This window comes from Sphingomonas aerolata (assembly GCF_023935825.1).
Taxonomy (GTDB): Bacteria; Pseudomonadota; Alphaproteobacteria; order Sphingomonadales; family Sphingomonadaceae; genus Sphingomonas; species Sphingomonas aerolata.
In genome coordinates, this window is sequence record NZ_CP098762.1 from 2,671,987 (window position 1) to 2,684,469 (window position 12,483).

The window sequence follows — 12,483 nt, forward strand, 5'->3', positions numbered from 1 at the left end:
CAATGACCGATTTCGCTTCCCTGCTTCAGCCCGACCGCGGCCAGCCCGCCACGTCGATCCACGTCGTCCGTCCGGAGGAGTTTGCGAGCTGGCTCGGTGCTCAGCCTCCGCGCATCCGCACCGCGATCGCGGCCCATGGCCTGACCGGCAAGCCGGGCGACCGTGCCGTGCTCCCGGGCGACGCCCCCGATACATGGTCGATGCTGCTCGTCTGTGACGAGGCGATGTCGTCGCCGTGGCGGATCGCCTCGCTCGGTGCTTCACTCCCCGCGGGCACTTACCGCCTTGCGCAGGGCGACGTGGGGGGTGCCGGACTCGGCTGGATGCTCGCACAGCATCAGTTCGATCGCTATCGCAAACCCGCCGCCAAGCCCGCGCGCGTGTTGCTGACGAGCGAAGTCGCGTCGATCGAGCCGACGATCCGTCTTGCCGAGGCAACCGCAATGGTCCGCGACCTCGTCAACACCGGCGCATCGGATCTCGGCCCCGCCGAGCTCGAGACGGCGGTCGAAGCGCTCGCCGCACGGCATGGCGCGACCGTCACGACGACGCGCGGCGACGCGCTCGCCAGCGGCTATCCGATGATCCACGCGGTCGGCCAGGCAGCATCGGACGCACGCGCGCCCCGGCTGATCGAGCTCGAATGGGGCGACCCCACGCACCCGCGCGTCGCGCTGGTCGGCAAGGGGGTCTGCTTCGACTCGGGCGGCCTGGACATCAAGCCGTCGGCGGGCATGCGACTGATGAAGAAGGACATGGGCGGCGCCGCGCACACGCTCGCCCTGGCCGGGCTGGTGATGGGGGCGAAGCTCCCCGTCCGGCTCCACCTGCTCATCCCCGCGGTCGAGAATGCGATTGCCGGCAATGCCTTCCGCCCGGGCGACGTGCTCGACACGCGACAGGGCATGACGGTCGAGAATACCAATACCGATGCCGAGGGGCGGCTGGTGCTCGGCGACGCGCTGACGCGTGCGGTCGAGCATCGGCCCGCGCTGATCATCGATTTTGCCACGCTGACGGGCGCGGCGCGAGTCGCGCTTGGCCCCGATCTTCCGCCGCTGTTCACCGACGACGAGACGCTCGCGGCAGAACTGATCGCCGCCAGCCACGCACAAGCCGACCCGCTCTGGCGGATGCCGTTGTGGAACGGGTATGACGACATGCTCAAGTCGGACATCGCCGATCTGGTCAACGCGCCTGATGGCGGTTTTGCCGGTGCGATCACCGCGGCGCTATTCCTGCGCCGCTTCGTACCGCCCGGCATCGCCTGGGCGCATCTCGACGTCTTCGCCTGGCGCCCGACCGCGAAGCCCGGCCGCCCCAAAGGGGGCGAGGCCTATGCCTTGCGCGCCGCCTTCGCGATGCTGAGCACGCGGTACGGCACCGGCTGAGGCCGGCGGCCGGACCGCGCGTCAGCGGGCGTCGTTGCAACCCGCCGCGGCCTCAATGATCGGGACGAACTTGTCCGCGGTCAGGCTCGCGCCCCCGACCAGCGCGCCGTCGACATTCGCGGTCGCCAAGATGGCGGCCGCGTTGCTCCCGGTCACCGACCCGCCATAGAGGATCCGCACGCCCGCTGCCGCATCGCCGATCAGCATCCGCAGCTTCGCCCGCGCGATCGCATGGATCGCGGCGATCTCGTCGAGCGTCGGGGTGCGCCCGGTACCGATCGCCCAGCGCGGCTCATAGGCCAGCGTGAACCAGCTGCCGTCGGCATTGTCGGGCACCGACTTCTCGATCTGCGCCTGCACGACACGTTCGGCCCGATCGGCATCGCGTTCGGCCTCGGTCTCGCCGCAGCACAGGATGACGCGCAGTCCCTGCCGCCGCGCCGCCGCCGCCTTCGCCCAGGCGTCGTGGCTGGTTTCGTGCTGGTCAGCACGGCGTTCGGAATGACCGACGATCGTGAAGCGCGCACCCGCTTCCTTCACCATCCCCGCCGACACGCAACCCGTATGCGCGCCCGAATCGGCCTCGTGCACATCCTCGGCACCGATCGCGAGGGCCGGCGCGCGATCAGCCGCCGCGGCGATCAGCGTGAAGGGCACGGCAATTTCCACATCGACGTCCGGCGCTGCCGCCGCCGCCGCCGCAATCGCGTCGAGTTCAGCAAGCGCCGCGCGCGACCCGTTCATCTTCCAGTTTCCCGCTACCAACTTGCGCCGCATCGCACTCTCCCGATCATCATCGGTCCCGGATAGCGCCGACACCGAACGGCACAAGCTTGAAGCGCGCCGATGCGCACCGTAAAGCGGAAGGAACTCAGTCCCTGTCGATCGGCCATCCATGCTCAGTTTCTTCCGCCGCCTCACCCAGTCGAGGTTCGGCGTGATCATCACCTTCGGCCTCCTCGGCGTCATCGCGCTCGCCTTCGCGGCGGGTGACATGACCGGGTTGGGCGGCGGAACAAGCGGCATCGCCGCCGACGACGTCGCCACGGTCGGCAAGGCGGACGTGACGGCGAACGAGCTTCGCACGCGCGTCCAGACCGAGATGGAAGGGTTCCGCCAGCAGCAGCCGACGCTCGACATGGCGAGCTATGTCCAGCAGGGCGGCTTCGACGGCACGCTGGACCGCATCACGGCGAGCCTCGCGCTCGAGCAGTTCGGCCGGCAGCAGGGCATGGTCGTCAGCAAGCGCGCGGTCGACGGGCAGATTGCCAGCATCCCCGCACTGCAGGGCCCGACCGGCAAGTTTGATCCGTCCCTCTATCAGCGCGTGCTGGTCGAACGGAAGCTGACCGACGCGCAGATCCGCGCTGACATCGTCCGCGACACCTATGCGCAGCAGCTGATCCTGCCGACGCGCGGCGCGTCGCAGGTCCCGAGCCAGCTCGCCCTCCCCTTCGCCTCGTTGCTGCTCGAGAAGCGCAGCGGTCTGGTGGGCTTCATCCCGACCGCCGCGGTGCCCGCCGGCCCTGCGCCGACCGACGCCGAATTGAACGCCTTCTATCGTCGCAACGTCGCGCGCTACACGATCCCCGAACGCCGCGTCATCCGCTACGCCGTCGTCGACGCGGCACAGGTCAAGGCGCAGGCCGTTCCGACCGACGCCGAAATTGCTGCCCAGTATCAGCAGGATCGGGCACGCTACGCCTCGACGGAAAAGCGCACGATCACGCAGGTCGTCGTCGCCGATCAGGCGGGCGCCGCTGCGATTGCTGCCAAGGTGAAGGCCGGAACCGCGATCGCCGATGCCGCCCGCGCCGCCGGGCTCGAGGCATCGACCCAGACGGGTGTGGAGAAAGCTGTCTATGCCGGCACGACCAGCCCGCAGGTCGCGGATGCCGTGTTCGCGGCAGCGAATGCCGCGGTCGTCGGCCCCGTCCGTACGCCGCTCGGCTGGACGATCGCTCGCATCGATTCGATCCAGAACGTCCCCGCCAAGACCCTCGACCAGGCACGGGGCGAGATCGCCACAGCACTCAGCGCGCAAAAGGCGCAAGCAGCGCTCGGCAAGATCCATGATGCGATCGATGATGGTCTGTCAGACAATGCGACGTTCGACGAGATCATCGCGGACCGAAAGCTGACCGCGATCACCACGCCCGGCCTCGTCGCCAACGGCACCAACCCCGACACGCCCGGCACCCAGCCCGACGCCGCGCTCGCGCCGATCGTCAGCGCCGCGTTCCAGGCCGCGGAAGGCGATGCGCCGCAGATGGTCCAGACCGGGTCGGACGGCAGCTTCGCGGTCGTCGCGCTCGGCCGTGTCGTTCGCGCCGCACCCCGTCCGCTCGCACAGGTCCGTCCTGCCGTGATGCGTGACCTGATGGCTGACCGCGCCAGCCAGGCCGCCCGCAAATATGCCAATGCCGCGCTGGCCCGGATCAACAAGGGTATGCCGCTGCAGCAGGCGCTGGGGCAGTCGGGCTTCCCGGTCCCGCCCGCGCGCCCCGTCACGGCGTCGCGCGCGCAGATCATGCAGAACCCCGAAAACACCCCGCCCGTGCTGCGCCTGATGTTCAGCATGGCGCAGGGTACCGCCAAGACGATCGCCGGCCCCGATGGCTGGTTCGTGGTCAAACTCGACAAGATCGATCGGGGCAATGCGACCGGCAACCAGGCGGCGATCCAGGCCGCTCGCGGTTCGATCGCGCGCAGTGTCGGCCGCGAATATGTCGACCAGTTCGTCAAGGCCGTCCGCGCGCAGGTCGGCGTGAAGACCGATCCGAAGGCGGTTGCCCGCGTCCGGGCCGAACTGCTGGCACAGGGTGGTTCCAATAACTGAGCTCGCATGCGCGGCGCTTGCCGCCGGACGCCCCGCCCTCGTCTGGCGGCGGCAGGTCGCCGACACGGAGACGCCGGTCGCCGCCGCCCTCAAGCTCATCGAGCCGGGGCGTGGAGACTTCCTGCTCGAATCGGTCGAAGGCGGCGCAATACGCGGACGGCACAGCCTGATAGGCCTCGCGCCCGACCTGCTGTTCCGTGCCGCGGGTCATCGGGCCGAGATCAACCGTCACTGGTCGACCGATCGCGAGGCGTTCGAGCCCTGTGCGCTGCCCACACTCGATGCCCTGCGCGCTCTGGTCGCCGAATGCCGCAGCGACGTCCCGGCAGAATTGCCGCGCGCACTCGCCAGTCTGGTCGGCTATTTCGGCTATGAGACGGTCGGCCTGGTCGAGACACTGCCGCAACCCGACAGCGACCCGCTCGGTCTGCCGGATATGATCTTCGTGCGTCCTTCGGTGGTTCTCGTCTTCGACCGGCTCGCCGACGCGCTGTTTCTGGTCGCCCCCGCCTGGCCGGATCCAGCCATGGATCCCGCCACGATCGTCGCGCGTGCCGAAGAGCGGCTTGATGCCGTCGCCGCGAAGCTCACCGCCACGCCGGTGCCGGCACCGGTCCGGGCAGTTTCACCCGAGCCGTCCTACACGCCGGCGCTGTCGCCGGACCGCTACGGTGCGATGGTCGCGCGCGCGAAGGACTATATCGTGGCCGGGGACATCTTCCAGGTCGTCCTTGCCCAGCGCTTCAGCACGCCGTTCACGCTCCCGCCGTTCGAGCTCTATCGCTCGCTCCGGCGGATCAATCCGTCGCCCTTCCTCTATCACCTCGATCTTCCCGGCTTCGCGCTGATCGGATCCTCACCCGAGATCCTCGTCCGCGTCCGCGACGACGAGGTGACGATCCGCCCGATCGCGGGGACCCGTCCGCGTGGCCGCAGTGCTGCGGAGGACGAGGCGAACCGGACCAGCCTGCTCGCCGATCCGAAGGAACGCGCCGAGCATCTGATGCTGCTCGACCTCGGCCGCAACGATGTCGGGCGGGCATCGGCGCCGGGCTCGGTCCGCGTCACGGCAAGCTATGGCGTCGAATTCTACAGCCACGTCATGCACATCGTCTCGAACGTCGTCGGGTCGCTCGCGCCCGGCAGCGATGCGCTCGATGCGCTGTTCGCGGGCTTCCCCGCCGGCACGGTCAGCGGCGCCCCCAAGGTCCGGGCGTGCCAGATCATTGCCGAACTCGAACCCGAACGACGTGGCGCCTATGCCGGCGGCGTCGGCTATTTCTCCCCCGACGGATCGATGGACTCGTGCATCGTGTTGCGGACCGCCGTCGTGAAGGACGGGATGATCCATGCACAGGCCGGGGCGGGAATCGTCGCGGACAGCGATCCCGTGTCCGAACAGCGCGAATGCGAGGCCAAGGCCGGGGCGATCCTCGCCGCCGCCCGCGAAGCGGTCGCGCGCGCCGGCGGGACGTCCTACGGGCAGTAATCCCGCCATCGTTCGACAAACACAGTAAAAGGCCGCGGGCGTCAGGTGACGACCGCGGCCTAGGATCCCGATGGTGCTCGCTGTGGCGTCAGGGATCGATCGCCTGCCCCGCAGCCTGCGCACGACGCTCGGCCGAATAGGCGCGGGCCCGTGCGAGCGCGCATCCCGACTGTCCACCCGTACCGACCGGCGAACAGGTGTCCGGTAGCCCGCCCGCGACGCGGCCGACCTGGTCGACCGTCGCAGCCCGGTTGACCCAGCTCTGGTTCTGCGCGGCGATCGGTGCGGTATCGCGCAGTTCCTTGGGGATACGATAGGGTTGGTCGAGTGTCGAGCAGACGACGATCTCGCCATTGGTCGATGTCGGGCACTTCTGCCCAGCCCCCAGCGTAACGCTGCGGATGCGCTGCGGCGGCTGGCCTTGTTCGGCCGTCTGCTCCTGCGCCGAAGCGAGGGCGGGAAGCGCGATCAGCGCGGCGAGGACGGTGAGACGGAACATTCGTGGAAAACTCCTTGCATACGCACAACGTCTGCCGCCGCAGGTTGCTCCGTGCTGAATAGCATGCCCCGCGCTTTGCCCTGCACCGATTATGGCCGACATGATGTGCAGCGTCGCCCGATGCGCATCCCCGTTGCACCGGCTTCGACTTCGTCTATGGCGAACGCATGATCCTGGTCGTCGACAATTACGACAGCTTCACCTGGAACCTCGTCCATTATCTGATGGAACTGGGTGTCGAGGTGGAGGTCGTCCGCAACGATGCGATCTCCGCTGGACAGGCCCTGTCGTCCGGCGCGGAGGCGTTTCTCATTTCCCCCGGCCCCTGCACGCCGACCGAAGCGGGCGTCAGCCTCGACCTCGTCGCCGCCTGCGCAGATGCCGGCAAACCGCTGCTCGGCGTCTGCCTCGGCCATCAGGCGATCGGGCAGCATTTCGGCGGCAAGGTCGAACGTGGCGGGCTGATGCACGGCAAGACGTCGCCGGTCGTCCATGACGACACCGGCCTCTATGCCGGCCTTCCTTCGCCGTTTATCGCGACGCGCTATCACTCGCTGATCGTCAACGCGGTCCCCGATACGCTGGTCGTAAACGCGACCGCGCAGGATGGCAGCGTGATGGGGGTCCGCCACGCGACGCTGCCGATCCACGGGGTGCAGTTCCATCCCGAGAGCATCGCGACCGAACACGGCCACGCAATGCTCGCCAATTTCCTGACGCTGGCGGGGATTCCGCATCAGCTGCCCGACCGCCTGCGCGAGGGGCTCGATCGATGACGACCACCGTGCTCCTGCCAGATCCGACGACGCCGCTTTCGCGCGAGACCGCGCGTGCGGCGTTTGCCGACATCCTCGACGCGCGCGCCAGCGAAGACGCGATCGCCGCATTCCTGATCGCCATGTCCGAGCGAGGCGAAACCAGTATCGAGATCGCCGAGGCCGCGCGTGCGCTGCGTGAGCGGATGATCCCGATCGATGCGCCGCCGGGTGCGATCGACGTCTGCGGCACCGGCGGCGACGGCCACCATACGCTCAACGTCTCGACCGCGGTCGCACTTGTCGTCGCCGCCTGCGGCGTGCCGGTTGCCAAGCATGGCAACCGTGCCGCCTCGAGCAAGGCCGGCGCCGCCGACACGCTCGAAGTCCTCGGCCTCGACATGGACCGCGCGGGTGCGACGGCCGAGGCCAGCCTGCGCGACATCGGCATCGCCTTCCTGTTCGCCGCCAATCACCATCCGGCGATGAAGCGGATCACCCCGATCCGTCAGCGTATCGCCAGGCGTACGATCTTCAACCTGATGGGGCCGCTCGCCAATCCCGCGCGAACGACGCGTCAGCTCATCGGCATCGCGCGGCCCGATTATGTCCCGCTCTACGCCGATGCACTCGGCCAGCTCGGTACCCAGGCCGCACTCGTCGTCTCCGGCGAGGAAGGGCTCGACGAACTGTCCGGCGCAGGACCGAGCGTCGTTGCGTCCATCGGCAACGTCGTGCTTCCCGCGCGCGTCACGCCCGACGATGCTGCGCTGCCGCGGCATGCGATCACGGCAATTCGCGGCGGTGATGCCGCTCATAACGCAGAGGCGCTCCGCCGCCTGCTGAAGGGCGAGGCGGGCGCCTATCGTGACGCCGTCCTGCTCAACGCCGCCGCGGCCTTGATGGTCGCCGGGACCGTCCCCACCCTTGTCGCAGGCGCGGCGCTCGCCGCCACCGCCCTCGACACCGGCAGCGCCGACGCGCTGCTCGACCGTTGGATCGCCTACTGACATGACCATGCTCGACCGTATTCTCGAGACCAAGCGCGCCGAAGTCGCCGCGCGCAAGGCCACCACATCGCTGTCGGACATCGACGCCGGCATCGCCCGCATGTCGGCGCCACGCGGCTTCCGCGCTGCGCTCGATGCGAAGTCGGGCTATGCCTTGGTCGCCGAGGTCAAGAAGGCCAGTCCGTCCAAGGGGCTGATCCGCGCCGATTTCGATCCCCCCGCGCATGCCCGCGCCTATGAGGCGGGCGGTGCCGCCTGCCTCTCGGTGCTGACCGACGAAAAATGGTTCCAGGGCGCTGACGCCTATCTGTCCGCCGCGCGTGACGCCGTGTCGATTCCGGTGCTGCGCAAGGATTTCATGGTCGACCCGTGGCAGGCGACCGAGGCGCGCGCGATCGGCGCCGACGCGATCCTGATCATCGTCGCCGCGCTCGACGATATTCAGATGGCGGAGATCGAGGCCTCGGCGCTCGAATGCGGGATGGACGTGCTCGTCGAGATCCACGATGCGCACGAACTCGAGCGCGCCCTCAAGCTCAAATCGCGGCTGATCGGGGTCAACAACCGCGACCTGCGCGACTTCACGGTCGATTTCCAGCGGACCTATGACTTGGTCGACAAGGCCCCGCGCGACTGTACCTTTGTTGCCGAAAGCGGGCTGACGACGCGCGCCGACCTCGACGCGATGGCCGAGCGCGGGATCCGGTGCTTCCTGATTGGGGAAGCGCTGATGCGCCAGGACGATGTCGAGGCCGCGACGCGGGCACTGGTCGGATGAGCCAGCTGACGCATGTCGATGCGGCGGGTGCCGCGCGGATGGTTGATGTCGGCGGAAAGACGCCGACCGCACGCGAGGCGGTCGCGACCGGCCGGATCACCATGTCGGCCGAGGCCGCGCGCGCGATCGCCGAGGGCTCGGCCAAGAAGGGTGACGTCATCGCCGTCGCCCGCGTCGCGGGCATCATGGCCGCCAAGCGGACCAGCGACCTGATCCCTCTGTGCCACCCGCTGCCGCTGACCAAGATCACGCTCGACCTCGACGTCGACGCCAGCGGCGTCACCGCGACCGCGACCGTCGCGACCGACGGCAAGACCGGCGTCGAGATGGAGGCGCTCACCGCGGTCGGGGTCGCGCTGCTCACGGTCTACGACATGGCCAAGGCGATCGACAAGGCGATGGAGATTGACGGGATCCGCCTGCTCGAAAAGCGCGGCGGAAAGTCCGGGGACTGGTCCGCGCCGCGCTGACGCAGGCGGACCAGTCTTCCGTCGTTACAGCCCGATCTGCAGGCTTGCGCGCAGCGACAATGCGGCGCGTCCCTGCTGCTGTTCGGCGTTGAATTCGCCGCCGAAGCGGAACGCCGCATTGCCCCCGACCGCGCGCAGCTTGCCGACCCAGCCGCTTGTCCGCTCCTCGGGTGTCAGCGTGAACGCGGTCCCGCCGGCAAAGGCCGCGGTCGTCGCACCCAGCCCCCCGCCGACGAGTTCGCGGCGCCCGCCCTCGAGCTCGAAGCGGAACCAGCCTGCGTCCTGATTCTGCCCCCCGAGATCGAGACCCAGCGCCGCGCTGCCGGTGACCGCCAGTTCGTCGCTGCTGCGCGACTGGACGACCAGATCGATCGCGGTGCCGCCACCGGTTTCGCTATAGCCGTCCTCCTTCAGCTTGTAATAATCGACCGCGATGATCGGCCGGAACGAGATATTGCCCAGATCGGCATCATAGGACAGGCCGCCCGATGCCGAGTAGAGCGTACCGTTCCAGTCCGCGCTCGATACGCGCTGCACCGCCTCGGTCCCCACGGTGCCGGCAAAGCGCCGCACGCCGTCAAAACCGATCCTGGCACCCGAGGCGCGGGCATTGGCGTTCAGCCCACCCCAGTGCCCACGCCAATAGGCCGCAAGCTCATACTGGTTGGAGCTGACTTCATTGCTGGTCCCCTCATCGGCATCGCGGCCGCTGAGATAGGCGAGCGACGCACCGATATTACCCAGCCCGGTCTTGTATTCGGCCCCGCCCGAAACGCCCCAGCCGGTCACGTCATAGCCGCCGGTATCGCCGATGCTCTTCGACGTGCCCCAGCCAACCTGGCTAACCCAGTAGCCCCACTGCCCCTCGTCCTTGAACGGGCCGTGCGGGTCGGCGATCACCCTGGCGGTGGCGCGCGAGCCCATCGTCACGGTCTCGAACGTCCCGCCGGCATGATCCGGAAGCATCTGGCGCAGCGATCCGCGAAATGCGTCGCCGTCATTGATGTTCAGGAACGCCTGGCCGACCTTGGCGTCGGTGCCGAGAGCCGCATAGACCGCATTGTAGGCGGAGGTCTGCGAGCGGTTGAGGCCGAGTTCGACCGTGGTCTTGCGGACGATGTCGATCGCGACGTCGTTGCCCGTGCCCGTCGCGACGTTCCCCTTGTAGAGGAACGGCAACAGCGTGGTCGAGGCGGTCAGGTTTGCCGCGCCGGTCAGGCTGCCCGCGCGCAGGACCGTGTACCGTCCTTCCGCACCGGTGATGCTGGCCAGCTTGAGCGCGAGCTTGGTGTCCTTCTCGAACGATGCCACCCCGGCGACGGTGATCGACGTCCCCGTCCCCCCGGTCTTGTCCAGCGTCACCGCCAGCACGCTGCCCGAGCCCATCGCCAGCGACGCGATCGTTGCCGCCTTGGTCAGGTCGAGCGTACCGCCCGCGACCGTCACCGCCAGCCCGCCGCTGTTGGCGAGCGTGCCCGAAAAGCGCGATGTCCCGCCGATGGTCAGCGTGTCCGCCCCGCCACCGAAATCCGCTGCGCCGCTGAACACCGCCGTCCCGGCAAGGGCCATCGTGTCGTTGCCGGTGCCGAAGAGCGCCGTCCCCGCATAGGCCGCGTCGCCCGATAGCGCGAGACGGTTCGCGCCGCCGCCGAACCGGGTCGTGCCCGACACGGTCCCATCGGCGATCTCGAACACGTCGTTTCCCGTACCGAAGCGGACGTCGCCAACGATGCTCGGCGCCGTGACGCCCGCCGCGACCGCGGTCTGGCGGACGGTGGCGCCCGCCGTCGTTGCGGATAGGTCGATCGCGACGTTGCGCTCCGACGTTGCGAGTGCACCGCTTGCGGTGATCGCCCCGCTATTCTCCACCAGCGTCACCCGGCCGGACCGGTCGAGGATCGCGGTTGCGCTGCCATCGGCGGCCTGCGCGCTCGCCTTGATCGTACCGCTGTTGCGGATCGTGCCGACCGTCGCGCCCGCCTCGATCAGGACCGCGCTCGACAGCGACGCGGTCGTGCCGCCGCCCGCCGCCGCGATCGTCCCGGCATTGCGCAGTTCGGGGGTCGTCGTGCCGCTGCCGATCCGGATCGCGGTCGCACTCGCCCCATTGGCCTGCGCCTGGACCGTGCCGTTGACCGCGATCCCGTTGGCGATCGACACGGCGCCACCCAAGCCACCGATCGACAGCCCGGTCGCGGTGACACCCGCATAGACACCGCTGCCACCGATGCCGCCATCGACGATCAGCCCGAAATTCGTGCCGCTGCCCGCCACTGCGCCGATCGCGACCGCATTGGTTGCCGACCCGATCTGGACCGCGGGCGCCGCACCATAGGCGGTCACCGACGCCGATCCTTCCTTGCTGTCGTCGATCCCGTCCTTGTCCTCGTCATTGTCGGTCGTGCTGGCATCCTTTGGCGGCACTGCGAAGATGATCCCGCCCGACACGTTGCCCGCGACGACCAGCGCCGAGCCGCCCTGCAACAGGTCGTCGGCATCGAGCTTCGACGGATCCGCCGGCGCGGTCGTGGTCCGGTAACCGGTCGCGCCGAGCGAACCCTGCACCACCAGCGCACCGGTGATCGCGCCATCGAGCCGGACCGCCACGGCCCCCTGCCCGATCGCCGCGACCGTTCCGGCGAGCCGGACGTTGCCGGTAATGTCGCCCGCCCGTACGCCGACGACGTTCGTCCCCGTCACCGCAATCGTGCCCTCGGTCTTGAGCGCACCGGACAGCGGGCCGCCGAGCCAGATCCCTGCGGACTCGTTCCCTTCGACCGTGATCGCGCCCGTATTGGCGATGGCGCCGCTATAGGCGCCCGCGGTGCGGATGCCGGTACGGCCGCTGCCCGCCGCGAAGGGGCCGTCGAGATCGCCATCCTTGTCGACATCGGTCGCTTCATAGGTCTCGTCGACGATGATCTTGCCGCTGTTCGTGATACCGCCGCCGGTCCCCGCAACCGCAAGAATGCCCGTGGCATTGTCCGCATTGGTAATCTGGACGGTGCCTTCGTTGGTGACGGCATGCACGCTGTCGATCGTCACCGCCGTGCCGCCGGCAGGGGTCACCGATCCCGCCGTCGTGATCCGGATCGCATCCGGCGCCCCGGCCTTCACGGTCGAGGTCCGCACCGCATCGATGCGCTTGGTCTCGATCGTGGTCTGCGCATGGGCCGGAACGACCGCCATCAGGCAGGTAGAGGCAAGCAGGATACGACGCATGAACCAGGTCCCTTTTCGAATATGTTTCGA

The 12,483-nt window shown here is 68.8% G+C and carries 10 protein-coding genes; 7 read left to right on the forward strand and 3 right to left on the reverse strand.

The window, feature by feature from the left end; genetic code table 11:
• Window positions 1-2 precede the first annotated feature (2 nt).
• On the forward strand, window positions 3-1,391 hold the full coding sequence (locus tag NEF64_RS12095; protein ID WP_056407635.1) for a leucyl aminopeptidase family protein: 1,389 nt from the start codon (window positions 3-5) through the stop codon (window positions 1,389-1,391).
• 21 nt (window positions 1,392-1,412) lie between these two features.
• Here the strand turns inward: NEF64_RS12095 and tpiA are convergent, their stop codons facing one another.
• Complete coding sequence (gene tpiA / locus NEF64_RS12100) at window positions 1,413-2,168, reverse strand: triose-phosphate isomerase (RefSeq protein WP_082446966.1); 756 nt, start codon at window positions 2,166-2,168, stop codon at window positions 1,413-1,415.
• A gap of 118 nt (window positions 2,169-2,286) precedes the next feature.
• Between tpiA and NEF64_RS12105 the strand changes: the two genes are divergently transcribed.
• Both NEF64_RS12105 and NEF64_RS12110 read left to right on the forward strand, forming a co-directional pair.
• Window positions 2,287-4,230 (forward strand): peptidylprolyl isomerase, encoded by a 1,944-nt coding sequence (locus NEF64_RS12105; RefSeq protein ID WP_056407632.1) that lies wholly within the window; start codon window positions 2,287-2,289, stop codon window positions 4,228-4,230.
• Window positions 4,214-5,719 carry an anthranilate synthase component I family protein gene (locus NEF64_RS12110; RefSeq protein ID WP_056407630.1) on the forward strand — a complete coding sequence of 502 codons (1,506 nt, stop codon included), beginning with the start codon at window positions 4,214-4,216 and terminating at the stop codon, window positions 5,717-5,719. The genes NEF64_RS12105 and NEF64_RS12110 overlap by 17 nt, the downstream gene beginning before the upstream one ends.
• Before the next feature lie 88 nt (window positions 5,720-5,807).
• On the opposite strand, the gene NEF64_RS12115 is transcribed toward NEF64_RS12110, so the two are convergent.
• The gene (locus tag NEF64_RS12115; protein WP_031440380.1) at window positions 5,808-6,218 is read right to left on the reverse strand and encodes a hypothetical protein; all 411 of its coding nucleotides are present in this window, start codon (window positions 6,216-6,218) and stop codon (window positions 5,808-5,810) included.
• Between the two features lie 167 nt (window positions 6,219-6,385).
• Here NEF64_RS12115 and NEF64_RS12120 point away from each other — a divergent pair, with 167 nt between their 5' ends.
• From NEF64_RS12120 to moaC, 4 genes are read left to right on the forward strand one after another with little or no spacing between them, the layout of a single operon-like run.
• Window positions 6,386-6,994 (forward strand): anthranilate synthase component II, encoded by a 609-nt coding sequence (locus tag NEF64_RS12120; protein WP_252573776.1) that lies wholly within the window; start codon window positions 6,386-6,388, stop codon window positions 6,992-6,994.
• Window positions 6,991-7,983, forward strand: coding sequence for an anthranilate phosphoribosyltransferase (gene trpD / locus NEF64_RS12125; protein WP_056407626.1), 993 nt, complete (start codon window positions 6,991-6,993; stop codon window positions 7,981-7,983). Before NEF64_RS12120 ends, trpD begins: the two co-directional genes overlap by 4 nt.
• Before the next feature lies 1 nt (window position 7,984).
• A complete protein-coding gene (gene trpC, locus NEF64_RS12130) occupies window positions 7,985-8,761 on the forward strand; it encodes an indole-3-glycerol phosphate synthase TrpC (protein WP_056407624.1) in 777 nt (258 codons plus the stop codon).
• Window positions 8,758-9,231 carry a cyclic pyranopterin monophosphate synthase MoaC gene (gene moaC / locus NEF64_RS12135; RefSeq protein WP_031440384.1) on the forward strand — a complete coding sequence of 158 codons (474 nt, stop codon included), beginning with the start codon at window positions 8,758-8,760 and terminating at the stop codon, window positions 9,229-9,231. The genes trpC and moaC overlap by 4 nt, the downstream gene beginning before the upstream one ends.
• A 24-nt stretch (window positions 9,232-9,255) precedes the next feature.
• Here the strand turns inward: moaC and NEF64_RS12140 are convergent, their stop codons facing one another.
• A complete protein-coding gene (locus tag NEF64_RS12140) occupies window positions 9,256-12,453 on the reverse strand; it encodes an autotransporter outer membrane beta-barrel domain-containing protein (RefSeq protein WP_056407622.1) in 3,198 nt (1,065 codons plus the stop codon).
• Window positions 12,454-12,483 lie beyond the last annotated feature (30 nt).

Bases quoted from the DNA above. Each gene is read 5' to 3' on its own strand.
- NEF64_RS12095 (WP_056407635.1), top strand. From the start codon at position 3: ATGACCGATTTCGCTTCCCTGCTTCAGCCCGACCGCGGCCAGCCCGCC.
- tpiA (WP_082446966.1), bottom strand. From the start codon at position 2,168: ATGCGGCGCAAGTTGGTAGCGGGAAACTGGAAGATGAACGGGTCGCGC.
- NEF64_RS12105 (WP_056407632.1), top strand. From the start codon at position 2,287: ATGCTCAGTTTCTTCCGCCGCCTCACCCAGTCGAGGTTCGGCGTGATC.
- NEF64_RS12115 (WP_031440380.1), bottom strand. From the start codon at position 6,218: ATGTTCCGTCTCACCGTCCTCGCCGCGCTGATCGCGCTTCCCGCCCTC.
- NEF64_RS12120 (WP_252573776.1), top strand. From the start codon at position 6,386: ATGATCCTGGTCGTCGACAATTACGACAGCTTCACCTGGAACCTCGTC.
- trpD (WP_056407626.1), top strand. From the start codon at position 6,991: ATGACGACCACCGTGCTCCTGCCAGATCCGACGACGCCGCTTTCGCGC.
- trpC (WP_056407624.1), top strand. From the start codon at position 7,985: ATGACCATGCTCGACCGTATTCTCGAGACCAAGCGCGCCGAAGTCGCC.
- moaC (WP_031440384.1), top strand. From the start codon at position 8,758: ATGAGCCAGCTGACGCATGTCGATGCGGCGGGTGCCGCGCGGATGGTT.
- NEF64_RS12140 (WP_056407622.1), bottom strand. From the start codon at position 12,453: ATGCGTCGTATCCTGCTTGCCTCTACCTGCCTGATGGCGGTCGTTCCG.